This window comes from Bradyrhizobium sp. LTSPM299, assembly GCF_000938235.1.
Classification (GTDB): Bacteria; Pseudomonadota; Alphaproteobacteria; order Rhizobiales; family Xanthobacteraceae; genus Bradyrhizobium.
Map to the genome: position 1 here is coordinate 107,974 of NZ_JYMU01000018.1, position 14,637 is coordinate 122,610.

The window sequence follows — 14,637 nt, forward strand, 5'->3', positions numbered from 1 at the left end:
TCGCGCCAAACATATAGCGGCTCGATAGCGGCGTGACACTTACAACCATCTGCTCAGGCAGATATCAACATGGTTTCGACGATTTTCGGCAGGAATGCGTGAGGTTCCGTCCTCGCTCTTACTGACAACGGCTCACGAAGGCCTATTGATACAGCTCCTCTCGACGCGAGTTCAAATGACCTCACGTAAATAACAGGAGCTTACCGATGCACTCCCCATTGCTACCAAATGTACTGGATGGCGCCGACGCTTACAGCGTTGACGAGTTTTGCGCGCGCCACCGCATTAGCACGCAACTTTTTTATAAGTTGAAACCGCAGGGCCTGATGCCCGCGACCTTCAACGTTGGCACTCGCGTGTTGATTTCACGTGAGGCTGCCGCGCGGCGCCAGCCATTCGCACCTACAACCATGGCGCCGGCTCCCGCAGTGTGAAGGCGACAGGGCCGCCACGATCGATCGGTTCGAACTCGACGGTCTGCGGCGAGCTGCCTGGCGGCGTCGCGTGCTCCTCGCCAACGGCGTCCAAGTCGAGACAGGCCCGCGGCCAAGTCGATACGCGTTTCGCGGATGTCGCACCGTCGAGTTACGATTCAAAATCCCACACCGTCGAGTGTGTGATCTCGACCGGCTCCCCGGTCGTTCGTCCGTATGGCACCGAGGTGCTGCGCATCGCGCGCGAGGCCGTGAAGCTCGATCGTATGAAGTCGAGCGGCATCCCGTTGCTCGATTCGCATCAACAAGTCGGCCTGAATAACCACCTCGGCCGCTTTGTCGATATGTGGATCATGGGCGGCGCCAAGCCAGCGTTGATGGGCCGCATTCTCTTCAACGAGACGCGGGAGGGCAAGCGCGCGGAAGGCATGGTCGCCCGTGGCGAGATCGCCGGCATCAGCGCCGGCTATCGCGTCAATGAATGGGAGATCAAGGATAGCAAGGGCCGCGTCATCGATCCCGAGGTCGAGAACCTGCGCTGGGACGACGACCTCACCTTCACCGCGACTAGTTGGGAGCTGTTCGAGGGCTCGCTTGTGTCAGTTCCAGCCGATGCCGCGCGGCTATGGTTCGATCCCTGGGCGTCGAGCATCACGGAAAAGAAATTATCTTGGCGCGCATGTGGGCTCGGCAACGTATGATTGAGCGCATGAACATCATTGATCGTGACTGATCAGCTAACTGGCGAAGGAGGGATCGCCGGTAAGGGCGGCCACCACGTTGTCGTGCCCTTCCTTCGCGATGACTGGTGGCCGCAGCGGGGAACTTAAAGATGATTGATCAAGCGACAATTACCGATGACGACGATGATGAGTGCCCCGTGCCTGGTCGCACGGGCGAAGATGATTTACGGATTTCCATCCACGAAGCAGGGCATGCCGTAGCAGCCCGACTTCTGGGTCATTCCCTTGCCGGCGCTACCGTTGATCCCCGGCCCCGGCTATGAGGGCTGTGTTTGGGGTGAGCACCACATGGAAGCCCTCAAGGATGGTTGCGGCGACGCCTCGAACGTTCGCGAGGTTCTTGCGCCGATGATGCCTAAAGCCGGCGAGGATCGTAGCCCGGTCGAAGACATTTTCGGTAGTGTCTATAGCAAGGTTGTCGAACTCATGGCTGGTCGAGCGGCAGAGCGCATGCTGCTTGATGATGAGCCCGCCGTGCCCACTGACGACCACCGGCAGGCGCGCGAGTTGGCCGTACTAATCTGCCGTAGCGAGGAGGCAATCGAGACATTCATTGCGCACTGCGATGTCGCTGCGCATGATTTGCTGATGCCCTATGGCGATGTTGTGATCGCGTTGTCTACCGTGCTGCGCATCACGCGCACGCTTGCGGGACCTGAGATTGATGAGATCATCGAGGGTGTGGTGGCGCGCAAGGCATTGGCGATGGAGCGGCAGCGCCGAGCCGCGTGGCGAAAGCGCGAGCTGGCCGCGAGCGGCTTTGGCGCTGAATGGGATTACCTCGATTGCGCAGTTGCCACAATCCGGCCCTAGTCAGGCACCGTAATCAGCGACACTCGCGATCGTATGGCGCGGCGGATGTACCTGTGTCAGATGATCTCGAATGGCCTCGACGTAAAGTATCGTCGAGGCCATTTGTTTGGAGCCCAATCATTTGCGCTGAGATGCGATCCGGCGTTACGAGTTGCGATCAATCACCGACTGTCACCTCTCTGGCACCCCGACCATTCGCAGTCCATCAGCGAAGCGCGCAGCTCGGCCATGCGTGAACGTCATCAAGCGATGGATAGTAAATGTCGGATCAAACGTGAACCCTGTTTTTGCGGCAGCCTGCGCCTCATCCAGCTTGCCGAGATGAGCGAGCGTAGCGGCGAGCCCAAAGTGCGTAAGAGGCCAATTTCGGTTAGCTTCAACACCGCGAAGGAACCAATTGACCGCTTCGAGGTCTGCCGCGAGCTGCAACTTGGCAAAGCCAACGTTCGCCAACCACCTGAATGCGGATATATCGCGAGGTGAAAGGCGCAACGCTTCGTTGACATGAACCTCGGCTTCCGCGCTACGATCGCTGTAAGTCTTGGCGATCCCGATTAGTGCGTGCGCGTCAGCCAAATTGCGATCCAGCGCCAACGCCCGTTCGCATTCTGCTATGCCTTGCGGCGCACGTCTCGTATAGGTTAGCACAGCGCCCATCGCGAGGTGAGCAAACGCATGGTTTGGCGCTTCTGAGAGCACCTTTAGCAATATCGTTTCCGCACGTGCCAAACATTGCCGATGGTCGTCGGTCAAAAGGGCCGCTCCGAGGGTTAAATCGACCGCCGCGATCCAGATCATCGCATCCACATTCTCAGGATCGATCGCCAAGGCTCCCTCAAAACAGCGGCGAGCTTGTGCCAAATATTCGGACGTGAACCCTTTATTCCACCAATGGCGCCCTAGAAAATATAACCCCATTGCATCGGGATGCAGGGAGCGTCCCACCTGTCGCGCCTCGACCTCAATAAGTTCGGCATTCAGAGCGTTGGCGAGCCGCGACACGATCTCGTCCTGCATGTCGAACAGATCGGCGATAGGTTTGTCAAAACGATCGGACCACAGGTGCGCGCCGGCTTCCATGTCAACAAGCTGAACATTTACGCGAAGTTTACTGGCGCTACGCTGTACCGATCCTTCAAGCGCGTAGCGCACATTCAGCTCGCGACCGACTTGCCTGAGACCGAGTGCCTTGCCCTTGTAAGTGAATGCAGTGTGGCGGCCGATCACGAATGACCCGCCGATGCGCGACAGGTCTGTCGTCAAACTCTCTGTTACGCCATCGACGAAGTAGTCTTGTGACGGATCATCGCTCAGGTTAGCGAAAGGCAACACAACAATTGATAGACGAGGCGGTGAAGACAGAGTTCTTGCGCTGTCAGACGATGTCACCGCGCGGGATGATCCATCCCTAGCGATCGCATAGACCCTGACCGGCCGCGCAATGTTCTTGAGAGACTGCTCGCCCAAGTCAACGAACTCAACCCCCACCTTACCCTGCACTTGATCGTAGACAGAAGCCGAGATGCAAATGCCGCCTGGCTCTGCAATGCCCTCAAGTCGAGCGGCAATGTTGACGCCGTCTCCAAAGATGTCATGTGGCTCGACGATCACGTCGCCAATATTGACGCCCACGCGGAAAGCAATGCGGTTGTCTTCCGCTTCTGCGCTTGTAAGCTCGTTTGTGCTGGCCTGAAACTGAATTGCAGCTCGCACCGCTTCGACAGCGCTTGGAAACTCCGTCAAGAACCCGTCGCCGGTATTCTTCACGATGCGACCACCGTGCTCCGCAATCGCAGGCTCGATAACGCCCACTAGAAGCGCCATCAGTCTGGAGTGGGTAGCCTCTTCGGCATGGTGCATAAGCCGCGAATAGCCAGCAACGTCGGCAGCCAATATCGCGGACAACCTGCGCTCGACCCGGTTTGGCGTGTCTTGCGGCATAGCGCGCAGCTCCGATCCGGACGATACTCTATGCTGGATCAAGGGGCCGTGCCAAACGTGTTTTGGTGGAACGCGACCTACTGTAGTCTCTTGTTGGCCTATCGCGTTGGTTAGGAAATGGCCTGCTTTAGCGCCGACCTGATGATCACGAATGGCCCCGACGTGTAAGATCGTCGGGGCCATTGTCGTATGCGGTGTCGTTTCAAATACAGTCCTCTTGCTTCGCTATGAAGCACTGTTTTGTGATTGGGCCAGGAGATTTCGTCCGAAGCGAAGGATTTGATCATTCGTTCTTAGGTAGGAGGTCGATGTGTCGTTCTTGAGAAGAAACGTTCCATCGCTTTGGGTACTGAGGGCGTAGCCGGACTCCTTCGCTTTACGAAGGACGTTCAGCGATTCTTCAGAGCAAGGCTCCCTATCGGCGGTGCAGCGAAACTGAGCATTCCATTCTTCGCGATCGAATTGCTGAGACTCTTCCTTCAACTTTTGAACGATCTTAAGGAGATAGCTCTTATCTTCGTTCAGAGCGAAAAAATCACGGCCGAGCTTGTCCACCCAAGCACCCCCAAACGGCCGCAGCTCTTCTACGGCAGCCTGTATTTCGGGGTCGTATCTAGTCAGAGCCCGCCATCGATCGAGAGTTTGAGGGTTCTGTGGTCTTTGCGCGTGATCAGAATTGGATAGGTCGCGCTTGTTAATGTCGGAATCATCCGACCCCCGTCGGTCAGCCGTCAACTCAATCGCAGTTTGGTTGATTGGATTAAAGCCCTTGCTTGCCCACTTTAACGCGTCACGCTTCATTGCCACTTCGCTGTTAGGAAGAGGATTCATTATGATTGCATGGGGAAGCGCGACGATGAAAAGCAACGCGCCGTATAGCCACCATAGACCAAAAGACCGGCCTTTCTTTTGAGCCAAGTAGGCCGGAATAAGTCCCAGCAAAACTGCGAATATGAGTATGTACATTGGCATCGATGATTGCCTCGATGATCGAAGAAGCATGCAGAAAATGCTCGTGCCGTAGAAGAGCGTCAGTTATCCTTCATCGGTGGCACTCGCATTTAGTCTATACCATTCGGTTTTCCCTTTGCCAAAAACGACCAAACGAGCGCCGCCACCCAGCCAAGAAACTCCAAGGCACTCATGAGTGATAAGACGGTGGCCAAGGTGCCATCGAAATGGATCGCGATAGCTAACGCTATCGAAAGTAATACCATCAAAAACACAACCAAGTTCAGCACAAAGATCGCGATAGCGTTTCGATGCCCCCGTCGACCCGCAACATATGTCGGAATGAAAATCACATTTCCAAACACAAGCAAAAGGATAAAATGCCAGATGCTGAGCGTGTTCGAAAACATCAGCAACATCACGATCAGTGCCGCAGGGAGTGCCCACAGAGGCCACAACTCGACACGCCGTCGAGCATCTGACGGCAAATTGTTTGCGGACGAATTCACGCTCATCGCTCGTTCTCCTCGAATCGAGGGTCAGGGGTGAAATCGTTCTCCCTTACGCCTCAGATTAGTTGCGTCGCCTTATAGTCAACTGCTCACTTACGACGGTCAGCTCTTCCGCGCTTCACCGCGGATAGCCCGAGATCACAACTGCGGCTTCGTCGTGCGTAATGACCCGTTGAAAATTAGATACCCGCTCGTCTGACAGCATGTCTTCGCCGCAAAACAGAACGGTGGTCCAATCACTATGAGGGTTGATCTTCGGTGGCGTATTTTTGGCAAAACAGCTGGCACGTAACGGATAAGACTCGGGCTGTCCGTACTTAAAAGCCTCGAATGCGTGCTTGAACTCTACGTGCACGGCAAGGACCCGGTTGCTCCGAGATCGAAGAAAAAAGATCGCATCAGTCTCCAGCCCCTTGCTGCCCTCAATTCGGCAGGTGCAACGAGAGTCCTTCCCGCACCAATAGTTCGCCCAAAACTCTTGCTTCGTTTTGCCCGTTCGCCATCGCACTCTGCGCTGCTCTTCAAGGAGAGCGTGAGAACCGAGGTATTCAGCCTCGGCCGCGGTCCCCTCGATCATCCAATCTCTCACTTTTTGAGAGGAAAAAACGCCGTTGGCAATCGCATCCAAATAGGGCTGTGCCTTTGAGGAATATGCTGGCAAAACTCTTCATCCTAGGAAATAGGTTGTAGCGGCGGCGCACGCCCGCAGAGAGCAATTAATTCGTGTCTGCTAAAGGCAGCATTGTTCCGCAACTTGCACGCGTGCGCAAGCTGTGCTGTCTAGCAACAGGCCACCCGTAGAAATACGGGCCAAACGTCGGCTAGTCGGCGCTCAGCCTCGATCCGTGGCGTCGGAACGATGATTGAGTTGGTAGTAGATCGCTCTAGTAAGACTATTCCCGCCTGGGACAGGGTGGCGCGGCGCTATTGCTAGGTTTTTCGATTGTAGATTGGAGTGGAGTCTACGAGGAAAAAGCCTTTGCCAACTACTTGGTGTCTGCGCCAGCAAAAACTGGACTCGTGCCTGTTTTGCATGAAATCCAGGTAGACGAGGCGGCAGTAAAACCACAGGCCGGATGTGGCAGTTCTCACTGCTTCAATGGGATCAATCCCTTGGTCAAACGCAAATTCCTCATCGAGATTTAAAAAGCCAGTATCGCTTGGATGAATGATTTCATTGATCCTGAATCTCTTAGTGAAGGTGTAAACCGGAATACCAGGAAGGGCGTTCCCGAAGGTCCATCCATATTGGACCTCGACGGGATAGGCCTGCGTCCTGCCGACATTTGCAAAGCTTATCAAAGCGACGATGCAGTATTCGATGCGCGGACCATCAGCGTTTTGTTTACTCCCGAATCCAAATTGGTCAGGTTCGGCTTTGATGACGGGCAACTCAATCGCAATTGCCGCTCTAGCACTAAGATCGGCGGCGTTCGCGGCGATCCGAGCGGTTTTATCCGAGCGGACTATGAAGAATCCCTGTCCGACGGCGGTCAGAACCAAAGCCCCTGTCAAAACGGCGAGCCACCAAGTGTAATCGGCAATCCTTTCATCGGTATTGGCCTTGGAGGCTTGCTTTTGGGGGCGCTCCTGAGCGCCGGTTTCTGGCTCTGCGTTTGGTGGCGCTATCGGTGATGAAAACGTCATCCCCATTGCATAGATGGCGACCGCCAGTAACGCTCCGAACAATACTTCGGGAATGCGAAATCTCATGCACCCTCAAGGTCTACTTCAACATGCGAAACGAGCGTTATACGCCGGGCATTAGCGGCAGGTTGCCGACGTAGCGGTTGACCACTCGGAACAAGTTCAGGATCGCTGCTTGGTTGGTCGTGATGCTGTAGACGTTGCCCATCGCTTAACGAAATCGTTCGAGACAATATACTTCAGCTGCATCGACGTCGAGGCTACTGGTCAGCCCTCCCGAGATGTAGGTAAATCTCGAAATGCCATCGGGGTTGAAATCAATCGTAACCTCAGCCGAGGGAAACACCCAAACGCTCTCGCTGTCGTCTTCTTCGAACCTGCCTCCAACTTGGATTTTGAAAGAGAACCCTACGCACGCCTCACATTCGATTTCGCAAACCAACGTTTGGTCGACCTCGCGTGAAATAACGTTGAGCCCGACGACGTTGAAATTCTCAACACCGTTTACCGTTGCTTCGACTTCGATGCGGTCCGCAAATCTAGCTAGGCCATAAAAGAATACATTCGCCGTTCTAAGTTGCGTGCGAATGTCATCTCTTAAAGTGAAGTCGTTGACTGCGAATTCGAGTAGATCATCATGAAGCTTCTTCGTTACGGTTGCACGAGAGATGATCTCGCTTAACGACGACGCGTGAATAAGATTACTTCCGTCGGCGCAACAACTCATTAGGTCCCGATCGCCGGACACTACATAAATTGACTTTTTCGTCTGCGCTGCGAATTGCTTGAGCGCGTGCACTACAGCTGCATCGGGAAATTCTGACTTCTTCCCCTCGCTGAATGGTGGAACACGCTCGAAATAATCATCGAACAACGTTTCTAGGTTTTGGGTTAATGGGACCTCGGTGGCGTTGACTCGTTTTAGAAAGTCATCGAATGACTTAAGCAGCCGCTCGCTGGCGCCGTCCTTAGCATTGTCGGTCGCGATGCTGAGCTGCTCAAATACTACTTCGTGCTTTTGTAGAGCGGATTGAGCGTGCGTGAGCGCTTCGTTGATTTTGTTCCGAACTTCTCTCTTGGTGATGCTGGTAGTCAAGACGTGTATCTGGCGCTTCTTTGCAAGCTCCGCAATACGGGTGAACGTCTTCGCCTCCCAATTGAACCGTTCTCGAACATACGCCTCTGTATCGATGAAGACGTCTTTAGTTTCTAGATGATCAGTGTCATCAGTCATTGGGTCATCTCGCGCCTTTTCAATTTATCGCTCTCCTGGCCACCAGACCGAAGGCGGGTTCAGCGCCGAAATCCTGTTCCGCCGCAGCGCCACCAGATGGCTGCGCTTGTACCGATAGCCGCGAACGTCCGAGCAGTCCTTACAGTGCATATAGCGTTCCAGCTCATGGATCGGCGTCGTCTTCGGTCGGCGCACAACATCAAGGGCAACCGTCTGGTGCGTCTCGCACCCAAGGCATTTGACTTCAAGATATAGGTAACCCGCATTGAGCGCATCGCCCAGCGCGGGGGACGGTTGAGCTGGTCCCTGAAAGGCGAGCATGCGTTTGTTCCAGGCTTCGCGGGCGAGGCGATCCGCATCCTTGCGGGCTTTGGCCGCCAGCTCAGCCGATGCCCTGACCGAGCCGCCGTAGATGCGCTCTTGTGATTTGGTGCCCATGCCCACATGAAAGCGCAGTCTTGGTTGGTACACAAATTATCAATCCGTTGGGGATTGATCTGGCTGCGGGCTACCTAGCGTCGTGGGTGTGGATAGGTCCGCTATTAAGGGTAGCTCGGACCTAAGGAGCGCGCGTTGGTTCGCCGGCTTTTGACCCAACTCCGACATGAGGGTATTCGGCTCTTTGGCTGCGGACGACGGTCCCATCCCAAGCTTAATGAGATGCAATCGGAATCTCGCTTTCGCGACGCTGCAAGGTAACTAACACACAACCTGCAAGTCATGATACAACCTCGGGCGCGTACCATCGCCACCGATTAGATAGCGTCGATTATACGATTATACGACGAAGTTGAGCGCGCTTCGGCTGAGTATTCCTCGGAGGACTAGGCATGCGCCCATCAGTATCGGAGCCTCAAGTCTGCGGCTGCCGGTTGAAAGTCTTGCTAGTTCACGGCACGTGGGGTCGCGGCTTCATCCGTAAGACACCCATGGCACGCTGGTGCCGTCCAGACTCCATGTTTGTGGACCAGCTTTTAGGCGAGTTTGAAGATCGATTGCCACACGGTCTCGCCGGCCCAATCACTGCCGCGAACTGGTGTGGCAGCAATTCTATTTTCCGTAGAGCTAAGGCCGCGAATGATCTCAAAAATCAACTAGAAATCCTGGCAGGAGAAGGACCCATTTTGATAATTGGACATAGTCACGGAGGAAACGTAGTGATGCAAGCTACTTCGAAGCTTCGCGACCTGTCCAACATTTACGTGTGCACCCTGGCGACACCATTCTTTCGGCTTTTTGAGTCTGATCGAAGGTTCAATGGGGCAAGAGCGCTGTTGAGGATGTCTAGTCTTGCAGCCTGTATATTGGCGTCAATTTTCTCGGTGGATGAGCTAACTGTCAATGATAACCCAATAAGCTTGCTGATCATCCTCGCCGCTTTTGTTATTGGATGGATTGGTGGGGGCCTTCTGTTCAAGCTATTGATCAACCCGGTTCCCAAAAATAAAATCCCCACTCGATGGCAATTGCGGTCACGCATGTTGTGCGAGTCAACTGTCGCTGATGCCAGATTGCTGAAGGACCATCTATTAGTTTTGAGGGCAATTGACGATGAAGCTGCCTTAAGTCTTGCTGCCGGAGCCGTGGCGAACAGACTTTTAAGAGTAGCCTACGCACTCGCGCTAAAGGTACTGCAAGCGTCCGTTATAACGCCACCAGAAAGCAGATGGCGTTGGTTCTTCTTTTTTATTCCTGCTTTGTTTTTTGCACCACTTTTGCTTTTTGGCATATCTTGCGTGGCGTTGTTTGGTCCGTACACTACGGCAGTTGGAATAGCGCTCGTGTTTATTACGCCAGTTCTCGCAATTTTTCTTGTTCCCCTCACGCGGACAGTATTCGGAAGAGAATTAGCCGTGGGTTCGATAGGGTGCGATGCGTTCTTTGATTCCGTGCCGGATTCTGGTTTGGCCACAGTCATAACTCTCGGCTTGAGAAGGGACGAAACTCTTTCTCACGCGCTTTACGACCATCCTCTTGCCGCACCGACCATTGCAAACTGGATCGCCAGTCACGTTGTAGAGGGGGATCAAAAGAGCTTCGATTGCTCGAGAAGCGCCGCCCCATAGGAACCTGACAAGCACGACCATGTTGCCGTGCGGGCTTTGTAGCGAGCACAACAATTGAATTGCCGCTGTTGGCCCTTTTTGGGCATGGGGCGGTGTCTGGGTTAGGTCGGCTAAGTCCGGTAAAGCGGGACATCGCAGAATGCCCCAGTTGTGCGAGCTTGGCGGTTTGAAGATCGATCCGCCGCAGACCGTCGCGGGTATGCGATGACTTAGCGAAGCCGCCACACAAGAATGATGATCACCGCAGCCCCGATAGCATAGATGCCCTCAGCGCTGATGCTGGCGCCCCAAAGATCGATGAATAATTTGTCTGACATGCGCGGCTCTCCATTGAAAAAACAGGAGAGCCTTCGGGGGGTGATTTATATGGCTGTCGATTTCCTGGTGCGTCAACCGCAAAAAACCGTTGCGCAGTCCCTTGGCAAGGAACACAGCAAGTATTGCAAGGCGCTGATGTTACGCTTCAATCCTCAATCGCTCGGAGCGGCTGTGTCAGCGGCGTGTCAAATCGCGTTTTTGGTTTGCCGGGTTCTCCACAGCTTGCTGCGAGCTCGAAACATCGCTGAAGTGCCCGGTCACGCAAGAAGCGGTTGATCGAGGCGGCGGGGGATCGCTCGTGCCCGTTGTAATCGCCTTCAGGTTGAGTTAAGGCGTCGTTGTATTTCGAGGGTCACGAATGAAGACTCCACAGAGTCGTATTGACGACTTGGTCGCTAGGCCCTCCGAGGGCCTACCTGTCGAGGTAAAATCCTGGATTGACCCGACGACACCCGAGGGCGCCGCGAAAATCGTGCGCGGTTGTCTCGCGATGCGAAACCATAACGGCGGCTTCATGATTTTCGGGCTGAATGATCAGACCTTGCAGGTCGAGACCGCTGGTAGACCCGCAAACGTGCGCGATGCCTTCCATACCGACAAAATTCAGCAGCTCGTATCTCGTTATGCGCATGAGACCTTCGAGATCGAGGTTGCGTTTGCTAAGCGCGACGGTACTGAGGTCCCGGTAATTGTTGTTCCCGATGGCATTCAATATCCTGTAGCTAGTAAGGGCGATTTGGTTGGCTCGGACGGGAAAAAGCTCGTCCGCATTGGTGACGTTTATTGCAGAACGCTCAATGCAAACGGGAGGGCCAGCACCGCAGTTGCCCTGCCCAAGGATTGGCGCGACCTGTTTGACCGCTGTTTTGAGAACCGCGAAGCTGACATAGGGCGGTTCTTGCGCCGACATCTGGGTTCGTCTGCGGACGGATTGCAGCCATTTGGTATCAAGCCGCATGTGAGCCTCCAAGCGCAGACGCTCGCGTTTCTCGGTGAGGGAAATAGTCACTTTCTGCAGGCCGCGTCCGCGCGCAATCTGACAGGTGTCGCGCATGAGATGGCCAATGGTGCGAAGTTCGAAGTTGCACTAATTATTAGCCCCCAAAAAATCGGCGAGATGCCGACCGCGACCTTTCGGCAGACCCTCGCATCGGCTAATCCGAATTTGACGGGCTGGCCTATGTGGCTGGATTCGGCAGGTTTCAGAGATGAAACTGCACGGCCACGTGTTAGGGATGGGACCTGGCAGGCGCTAATTGTCTCTGCGCAGGGGGGGTGGTCGGATCATCTGGATTTTCAGCTGTTTGATCCGAATGGCCGATTCTATCTGCTCGGGAATTTGCAGGACGATGGTGGCGGGAGGGCGCCGGGATCGGTGTTGGACCCGATCATAGCCATTCTAAGGGTTGCAGAGACGATCGCGGTCGGGCTCGCTTTTGCTCGTGCACTTGGATGGGAGCCCGAGGATACGACGTTGGCGTTTGCCTTTCGTTGGAGCAAGCTCACAGGTAGGAAGCTCGAATCCTGGGCCAATCCCGGCGTGTATTTCAGCGCGTATGAAAAGACGGCTACGGACACTGTGACCAGTTACGTTGAGGTGCCATTAGATACGCCCCAGAGCGCAATTGCGCCGGTGGTGGAGGCTGTTGTACGGCAGCTCTTCGTCCAGTTCGGTGGATACCAGCTGCCGAGTAAAGCAATCGAGGATTGGACACGGAAGCTGATCGAGCGGAGATTGTAAGGGCGACTCCATCGCGGATTGTTCGCCATCCGGTCGCAGTAGAAACGTGTGACCGCGCTCTCTCGCAGTAGGAGGGGCAATGAATACCGAACGCGAACGTCAGTCCTATCGCGAGCTGATCGCCAGCTCTATCGAGCTGGTTGAACGTGAGCTTCCAGAAGTGTGGTCAAGGGTTGCTGACCATGAGCTTGGCAAACGTGTCCTGAACCGCGCGGAGTACTACGAACTCTGGCAACCCATAATGACGCTCTTATACAATGCCGGAGTTTGCGAGAAGAATGTTTCGAGATTGTCGTCCCTGGAGGTCGACATGAGTTTCGAGCTTCGTCGGCGCCTTGGCATGTCAGCCTAACTTGGTCTTTCGGAGGCGGACCCAGTTTATCTCACCTGAGTCCCCGGCAAACGAGCTAGAGCTGAGAAAGTCCGCAGCCAATCGGCCGAATGGCAGTTAACTCGGTTCGGGACACTCCAGGGACACCAATCCCCTAAGTGATTGTAGTTTATATCGAAATCACTCGCATCCCTCTCCCACAAGGGGAGAGGCGAAGCGGAGTATGCGGATACGAAGTCGCAAGCGCTTCGCCTACGCCTCGCGCACCACGGTCTTCAGGTAATTATACGCCTTGATGATCTCGATCAGGCGATCCTCGGTGGAGCGGTCGCCGCCATTGGCGTCGGGATGGTGCTGCTTGACCAGCGCCTTGTATTTCGCCTTGACGACGTCGAGCGTCGCGCCGGCGCCGAGGCCCATCACCTGCAACGCCTTGCGCTCGGCGTTCATGACCTTGCGTACTTCCGGCTTGGGCTCCTGCGCGCCACCCGGACCGGGCCGCCAGCGGCCGCGGCCGTTGAGTTCGGAGAACATGTGGAACGGATCGGACCCGGCCTCGATATCGCCCTCGCCCTTCTTGGCGCCATTGGCCCCCATCTTCCAGGTCGGACGATGGCCGGTCAGCGCATCCTTCTGGTAGCGCGCGACGTCGTCCGGATTCATGCCCTGGAAGAAGTTGTAGGACTGGTTGTATTCGCGGACGTGATCGAGACAGAAGTGCCAGTACTCGCGCGAGTTCTCACGGCCCTTCGGGGCGCGATGCGCGCCCTTGTTCTGGCACCCTGCCCACTCGCAAGCGACCGCCTCTGCGCCGGCCTGCGCCTGACGCTTCGCACTCACCTTGGTCGGCTTGATGCGAATGGAGTCGAAGAATTTGGATGAATCGATCGCCATGCTCTCTTTGACTACGCAATGCACAATTCTTCAAGTCTTGACATTGCGCAGACCTCGTTTCCCGCTGCACCATTGACGAAAAGCCGTCGCGAACGTAATGCCGCCGCCATGAGCACCAAAGACGCTATCATGAACAAGTTGCGTGAAGCTTTCTTGCCGGAAAGCCTCGACGTCGTCGATGAGTCACATCTGCATGAGGGCCACGCCGGCCACAGGCCGGGCGGCGAGACGCACTTTCGGGTATATATTGTGTCGCCGGCCTTCGAAGGGAAGACCCGGATCGAACGTCATCGCATGATAAATGCGACGCTGACGCAGGAACTCGCCGGCTCAGTGCACGCGCTGGCGATCCATGCACACGCACCCGGGGAAAAGCGGGGCTAGTTCGCGCCTGCCTCAAGACGCCGCAGCGGTTTTGATCTATTGAGATGGGATGCCACCGGCGATGGACCCGCTCCACAAGGGCGGTCGGTTTTGGATCACGTCGCCACCGATTTGATGGGGCCGCTTGATGATCCCTCGCCTGATAATCCCTCGTTTGATGATCCGTTGGGCACGCTTCCGGTCGATCGCTATCGCCCCCGGCCTGCTGCTGATATCCGCAACCCTTTCGGCCTCGGCGCTGGACATGCCGAGTCCCTTTGTTCAGGAAGTGTTGATCAAGAGCATCCTGGTCTCGCTGAACGATGCGGTGGCATCAGACAATTTCGCCGTGTTCCACGCCAAGATCTCAAAACCGTTCCGCGACCAGTTTCCGCCGGACAAGTTGAAGACAATCTTCAAGGATCTGGTCGACAAGCACGCGGTGTTCGATGCCGTCGTCGCCAAGCCGATCATTCTCGATGAGGACGTCAAGATCGACGAGAAGGGCGTGCTGCAGCTGAAGGGCCATTTCGACACCGCGCCCAAGCAGGTGAAGTATCAGCTCGGCTTCTTCCCCTCCGACGGTGCTTGGAAGCTTTCGAGCGTCTCGATCGACATCGAGTAGCTATCCGGCAACATCGCCAGATCT

Annotated in this window: 16 protein-coding genes and 1 pseudogene; 8 read left to right on the forward strand and 9 right to left on the reverse strand. The window is 55.4% G+C overall.

The genetic code is table 11. The annotated features are described in order from the left end of the window. The first annotated feature begins 430 nt into the window (after positions 1 to 430). Together UP10_RS12750 and UP10_RS45185 are read left to right on the forward strand one after the other, a co-directional pair. Positions 431 to 1,135: an HK97 family phage prohead protease gene (locus tag UP10_RS12750; protein ID WP_082077075.1), complete on the forward strand. Its 705-nt coding sequence runs from the start codon at positions 431 to 433 to the stop codon at positions 1,133 to 1,135. Between the two features lie 330 nt (positions 1,136 to 1,465). Then, the gene (locus tag UP10_RS45185) at positions 1,466 to 1,990 is read left to right on the forward strand and encodes a hypothetical protein (protein ID WP_044587675.1); all 525 of its coding nucleotides are present in this window, start codon (positions 1,466 to 1,468) and stop codon (positions 1,988 to 1,990) included. Positions 1,991 to 2,161: 171 nt separating this feature from the next. Here the strand turns inward: UP10_RS45185 and UP10_RS12760 are convergent, their stop codons facing one another. The 8 genes and pseudogenes from UP10_RS12760 to UP10_RS12790 form a co-directional block, all read right to left on the reverse strand. Next, positions 2,162 to 3,931: an adenylate/guanylate cyclase domain-containing protein gene (locus UP10_RS12760; RefSeq protein ID WP_044587676.1), complete on the reverse strand. Its 1,770-nt coding sequence runs from the start codon at positions 3,929 to 3,931 to the stop codon at positions 2,162 to 2,164. Between the two features lie 225 nt (positions 3,932 to 4,156). Next, on the reverse strand, positions 4,157 to 4,903 hold the full coding sequence (locus UP10_RS45190; RefSeq protein WP_197086790.1) for a hypothetical protein: 747 nt from the start codon (positions 4,901 to 4,903) through the stop codon (positions 4,157 to 4,159). Between the two features lie 89 nt (positions 4,904 to 4,992). Next, positions 4,993 to 5,397: a hypothetical protein gene (locus UP10_RS12770; protein ID WP_156179818.1), complete on the reverse strand. Its 405-nt coding sequence runs from the start codon at positions 5,395 to 5,397 to the stop codon at positions 4,993 to 4,995. A gap of 115 nt (positions 5,398 to 5,512) precedes the next feature. Further along, positions 5,513 to 6,055 carry a hypothetical protein gene (locus UP10_RS12775; protein ID WP_156179820.1) on the reverse strand — a complete coding sequence of 181 codons (543 nt, stop codon included), beginning with the start codon at positions 6,053 to 6,055 and terminating at the stop codon, positions 5,513 to 5,515. A gap of 269 nt (positions 6,056 to 6,324) precedes the next feature. Next, entirely contained in the window at positions 6,325 to 7,107 is a 783-nt protein-coding gene (locus UP10_RS12780; RefSeq protein WP_156179822.1) for a hypothetical protein, read from the reverse strand. Between the two features lie 40 nt (positions 7,108 to 7,147). Beyond that, positions 7,148 to 7,249, reverse strand: a pseudogene (locus UP10_RS45765) (SOS response-associated peptidase); the annotation flags it as partial. A 3-nt stretch (positions 7,250 to 7,252) separates the two neighbouring features. Further along, positions 7,253 to 8,275, reverse strand: coding sequence for a PIN domain-containing protein (locus UP10_RS12785; protein ID WP_044587680.1), 1,023 nt, complete (start codon positions 8,273 to 8,275; stop codon positions 7,253 to 7,255). A 24-nt stretch (positions 8,276 to 8,299) separates the two neighbouring features. Further along, positions 8,300 to 8,713, reverse strand: a complete 414-nt coding sequence (locus UP10_RS12790; RefSeq protein ID WP_044587681.1) for a hypothetical protein — start codon at positions 8,711 to 8,713, stop codon at positions 8,300 to 8,302. Between the two features lie 518 nt (positions 8,714 to 9,231). On the opposite strand from UP10_RS12790, the gene UP10_RS44130 reads away from it, so the two are divergent. The 4 genes from UP10_RS44130 to UP10_RS12800 all read left to right on the forward strand — a co-directional run bounded on the left by UP10_RS44130 (position 9,232) and on the right by UP10_RS12800 (position 12,752). Beyond that, positions 9,232 to 10,341: a hypothetical protein gene (locus tag UP10_RS44130; RefSeq protein WP_156179825.1), complete on the forward strand. Its 1,110-nt coding sequence runs from the start codon at positions 9,232 to 9,234 to the stop codon at positions 10,339 to 10,341. A gap of 261 nt (positions 10,342 to 10,602) precedes the next feature. Beyond that, complete coding sequence (locus UP10_RS44135; protein WP_156179828.1) at positions 10,603 to 10,935, forward strand: hypothetical protein; 333 nt, start codon at positions 10,603 to 10,605, stop codon at positions 10,933 to 10,935. An 82-nt stretch (positions 10,936 to 11,017) separates the two neighbouring features. Continuing rightward, positions 11,018 to 12,400, forward strand: a complete 1,383-nt coding sequence (locus UP10_RS12795) for an AlbA family DNA-binding domain-containing protein (RefSeq protein WP_044587682.1) — start codon at positions 11,018 to 11,020, stop codon at positions 12,398 to 12,400. Positions 12,401 to 12,479: 79 nt separating this feature from the next. Continuing rightward, positions 12,480 to 12,752, forward strand: a complete 273-nt coding sequence (locus tag UP10_RS12800; RefSeq protein WP_044587683.1) for a hypothetical protein — start codon at positions 12,480 to 12,482, stop codon at positions 12,750 to 12,752. 231 nt (positions 12,753 to 12,983) lie between these two features. Here the strand turns inward: UP10_RS12800 and UP10_RS12805 are convergent, their stop codons facing one another. Then, positions 12,984 to 13,625: a J domain-containing protein gene (locus UP10_RS12805; protein WP_044536348.1), complete on the reverse strand. Its 642-nt coding sequence runs from the start codon at positions 13,623 to 13,625 to the stop codon at positions 12,984 to 12,986. A 108-nt stretch (positions 13,626 to 13,733) separates the two neighbouring features. On the opposite strand from UP10_RS12805, the gene UP10_RS12810 reads away from it, so the two are divergent. Together UP10_RS12810 and UP10_RS12815 are read left to right on the forward strand one after the other, a co-directional pair. Continuing rightward, a complete protein-coding gene (locus tag UP10_RS12810) occupies positions 13,734 to 14,009 on the forward strand; it encodes a BolA family protein (protein WP_044587684.1) in 276 nt (91 codons plus the stop codon). A gap of 157 nt (positions 14,010 to 14,166) precedes the next feature. Beyond that, positions 14,167 to 14,613 carry a hypothetical protein gene (locus UP10_RS12815; RefSeq protein ID WP_245321721.1) on the forward strand — a complete coding sequence of 149 codons (447 nt, stop codon included), beginning with the start codon at positions 14,167 to 14,169 and terminating at the stop codon, positions 14,611 to 14,613. Positions 14,614 to 14,637 lie beyond the last annotated feature (24 nt).

Bases quoted from the DNA above. Each gene is read 5' to 3' on its own strand.
- UP10_RS45185 (WP_044587675.1), top strand. From the start codon at position 1,466: ATGGAAGCCCTCAAGGATGGTTGCGGCGACGCCTCGAACGTTCGCGAG.
- UP10_RS12760 (WP_044587676.1), bottom strand. From the start codon at position 3,931: ATGCCGCAAGACACGCCAAACCGGGTCGAGCGCAGGTTGTCCGCGATA.
- UP10_RS45190 (WP_197086790.1), bottom strand. From the start codon at position 4,903: ATGCCAATGTACATACTCATATTCGCAGTTTTGCTGGGACTTATTCCG.
- UP10_RS12770 (WP_156179818.1), bottom strand. From the start codon at position 5,397: ATGAGCGTGAATTCGTCCGCAAACAATTTGCCGTCAGATGCTCGACGG.
- UP10_RS12780 (WP_156179822.1), bottom strand. From the start codon at position 7,107: ATGAGATTTCGCATTCCCGAAGTATTGTTCGGAGCGTTACTGGCGGTC.
- UP10_RS12785 (WP_044587680.1), bottom strand. From the start codon at position 8,275: ATGACTGATGACACTGATCATCTAGAAACTAAAGACGTCTTCATCGAT.
- UP10_RS12790 (WP_044587681.1), bottom strand. From the start codon at position 8,713: ATGGGCACCAAATCACAAGAGCGCATCTACGGCGGCTCGGTCAGGGCA.
- UP10_RS44130 (WP_156179825.1), top strand. From the start codon at position 9,232: ATGTTTGTGGACCAGCTTTTAGGCGAGTTTGAAGATCGATTGCCACAC.
- UP10_RS44135 (WP_156179828.1), top strand. From the start codon at position 10,603: ATGCCCTCAGCGCTGATGCTGGCGCCCCAAAGATCGATGAATAATTTG.
- UP10_RS12795 (WP_044587682.1), top strand. From the start codon at position 11,018: ATGAAGACTCCACAGAGTCGTATTGACGACTTGGTCGCTAGGCCCTCC.
- UP10_RS12800 (WP_044587683.1), top strand. From the start codon at position 12,480: ATGAATACCGAACGCGAACGTCAGTCCTATCGCGAGCTGATCGCCAGC.
- UP10_RS12805 (WP_044536348.1), bottom strand. From the start codon at position 13,625: ATGGCGATCGATTCATCCAAATTCTTCGACTCCATTCGCATCAAGCCG.
- UP10_RS12810 (WP_044587684.1), top strand. From the start codon at position 13,734: ATGAGCACCAAAGACGCTATCATGAACAAGTTGCGTGAAGCTTTCTTG.
- UP10_RS12815 (WP_245321721.1), top strand. From the start codon at position 14,167: ATGATCCGTTGGGCACGCTTCCGGTCGATCGCTATCGCCCCCGGCCTG.